The following is a 2,959-nucleotide window of genomic DNA, read 5'->3' as shown; positions in this document are numbered from 1 at the left end:
GCCCTTCGCCCTGTCTGGGGCCCGTGGACCGCTGAGCGAACGGGAGCCCGATAAAGATCGCGTCACTGTCGGAGGCGGCCGGTAGGCTCGTACTCAAGATGACCGACGACATGTCCCCAGCTGAGCGCTACGCCGCTGCCCGGCTGCGCGCCGCCGACCTGGCCACCGCACTCGCGCCCTTCCGCGAGATGTACGACTTCGAGCTGGACCCCTTCCAGATCGAGGCCTGTGAGGCCCTGGAGGCCGGCAAAGGCGTGCTGGTCGCCGCCCCCACGGGCTCGGGCAAGACCATCGTGGGCGAGTTCGCCGTCCACCTGGCCCTCACGCAGGGCCGTAAATGCTTCTACACCACGCCCATCAAGGCGCTCTCCAACCAGAAGTACAGCGACCTCGTCAAGCGCTACGGCGCGGACAAGGTCGGCCTGCTGACCGGCGACAACAGCGTCAACTCCGAGGCTCCGGTGGTCGTCATGACCACCGAGGTGCTCCGCAACATGCTGTACGCGGGCTCCCAGTCGTTGATCGGCCTGGGCTATGTGGTCATGGACGAGGTGCACTACCTCTCCGACCGCTTCCGCGGCGCCGTCTGGGAGGAGGTCATCATCCACCTCCCGGAGTCGGTGACCCTGGTCTCCCTGTCGGCGACGGTCTCCAACGCCGAGGAGTTCGGCGACTGGCTGGACACCGTGCGCGGCGACACCGAGGTCATCGTCTCCGAGCACCGGCCCGTGCCGCTGTGGCAGCACGTGCTGGCCGGCCGCCGGATGTACGACCTCTTCGAGGAGCGCGGCGCCTCGGGGAGCGGGAAGAGCGGCGGCAGACGCGAGGTCAACCCCGACCTCGTACGGCTGGCGAGAATGGAGAACAGCCGGCCCTTCGGCGGCCGGGACCGCCGCCGGGGCAAGAACCTGCGCGAGGCGGACCGCGAGCGCGAGCGCCGCCAGCGCAGCCGGATCTGGACGCCCAGCAGGGCCGAGGTCATCGAGCGCCTCGACGCGGACGGGCTGCTGCCCGCCATCACCTTCATCTTCAGCCGTGCGGGCTGCGAGGCCGCCGTCCAGCAGTGCCTGTACGCGGGGCTGCGGCTCAACGACGACGCGGCGCGCGCCCGGGTCCGCTCCATCGTGGAGGAGCGCACCGCCGCCATCCCCGACGAGGACCTGCACGTCCTGGGCTACTTCGAGTGGCTGGAGGCGCTGGAACGGGGCATCGCCGCGCACCACGCGGGCATGCTGCCGACGTTCAAGGAGGTCGTCGAGGAGCTGTTCGTCAAGGGCCTGGTCAAGGCGGTCTTCGCCACCGAGACGCTCGCGCTCGGCATCAACATGCCCGCGCGCTCGGTGGTGCTGGAGAAGCTCGTCAAGTGGAACGGCGAGCAGCACGCCGACATCACCCCCGGCGAGTACACCCAGCTGACGGGCCGCGCCGGGCGGCGCGGCATCGACGTCGAGGGGCACGCCGTCGTGCTGTGGCAGCGGGCCATGGATCCGGGCGGCCTCGCGGGGCTGGCCGGCACGCGCACGTACCCGCTGCGCTCGTCCTTCAAGCCTTCGTACAACATGGCCGTCAACCTGGTCTCGCAGTTCGGGCGGCACCGCTCGCGGGAGCTGCTGGAGACGTCGTTCGCGCAGTTCCAGGCCGACAAGTCGGTCGTCGGGATCTCCCGGCAGGTGCAGAAGAACGAGGAGGGGATGGAGGGCTACCGGGCCTCCATGACCTGTCACCTGGGTGACTTCGGCGCCTATATGCGGCTGCGGCGCGAGCTCAAGGACCGTGAGACGGAGCTGGCCAAGCAGGGCGCCACGCAGCGGCGGGTCGCCGCGGCGGCGGCGCTGGAGAAGCTCAAGCCGGGCGATGTGATCCACGTGCCGACGGGCAAGTACGCGGGCCTCGCGCTGGTCCTGGACCCGGGCCTCGCCGCGGGGCGTACGGACCGGCACCGCGGCTTCGAGCACCACGACGGGCCCCGGCCGCTCGTCCTCACCGCGGAGCGGCAGGTCAAGCGGCTGGCGGCGATCGACTTCCCGGTGCCGGTCGAGGCGCTGGAGCGGATGCGGATCCCGAAGTCCTTCAACCCGCGCAGCCCCCAGTCCCGCCGGGATCTCGCCTCGGCGCTGCGCACCAAGGCCGGGCACATCGAGCCGGGGCGGCACCGCAAGAAGCGGTCGGAGGCCGCCGACGACACCGAGATCCTGCGGCTGCGCACAGCGATCCGGGCGCACCCGTGCCACGGCTGCGACGAGCGTGAGGACCACGCGCGGTGGGCCGAGCGCTACGACCGTCTCCAGCGCGACACCCGTCAGCTGGAGCGGCGCATCGAGGGCCGTACGAACACCATCGCGCGCACCTTCGACCGTATCTGCGCGCTCCTGACCGACCTCGGTTATCTGCGGGGCGACGAGGTCACCGAGGACGGCCGTCGGCTCTCCCGGCTCTACGGCGAGCTGGATCTGCTGGCCTCCGAGTGCCTGCGCGACGGCGTGTGGGAGGGGCTGCGCCCCGCGGAGCTGGCCGCCTGCGCCTCGGCGCTCGTGTACGAGGCGCGGGCCGCCGACGACGCGATGCCGCCGAAGCTGCCCACGGGCGACGCGAAGCGCGCCCTGGGGGAGATGGTCCGCATCTGGGGCCGGCTCGACGCCCTGGAGGAGGAGCACAAGATCAACCAGGCCGAGGGGGTGGGGCAGCGCGAGCCCGATCTCGGCTTCGCGTGGGCCGCGTACCGCTGGGCCTCCGGGCACGGGCTGGACGAGGTGCTGCGCGAGATCGAGATGCCGGCCGGCGACTTCGTGCGCTGGTGCAAGCAGCTCATCGACGTCCTCGGGCAGATCGCGGCCGCCGCGCCGCCCAGCAGCACTGTCGCCCGCAACGCCCGCCGGGCCGTGGACGGGCTGCTGCGGGGCGTGGTGGCGTACTCGTCGGTGGGGTAGCGGCGTCCTTCCCGCCCTCTTCCCGCCCCTTC

1 protein-coding gene is annotated in these 2,959 nt (G+C 71.6%); it reads left to right on the top strand.

Features of this window, described 5'->3' with window-relative positions:
• Positions 1-98: 98 nt before the first annotated feature.
• Positions 99-2,927 (top strand): DEAD/DEAH box helicase, encoded by a 2,829-nt coding sequence (locus ACFU99_RS39425; RefSeq protein WP_384402286.1) that lies wholly within the window; start codon positions 99-101, stop codon positions 2,925-2,927.
• Positions 2,928-2,959: the final 32 nt, after the last annotated feature.

This window comes from Streptomyces sp. NPDC057654 (assembly GCF_042800135.1).
In the GTDB taxonomy this organism is placed as follows: Bacteria; Actinomycetota; Actinomycetes; order Streptomycetales; family Streptomycetaceae; genus Streptomyces.
This window is presented reverse-complemented; position numbering and strand designations above follow the sequence as displayed.

Excerpts from the sequence above, each read along its gene's own strand:
- ACFU99_RS39425 (WP_384402286.1), top strand. The coding sequence starts at position 99 with ATGACCGACGACATGTCCCCAGCTGAGCGCTACGCCGCTGCCCGGCTG.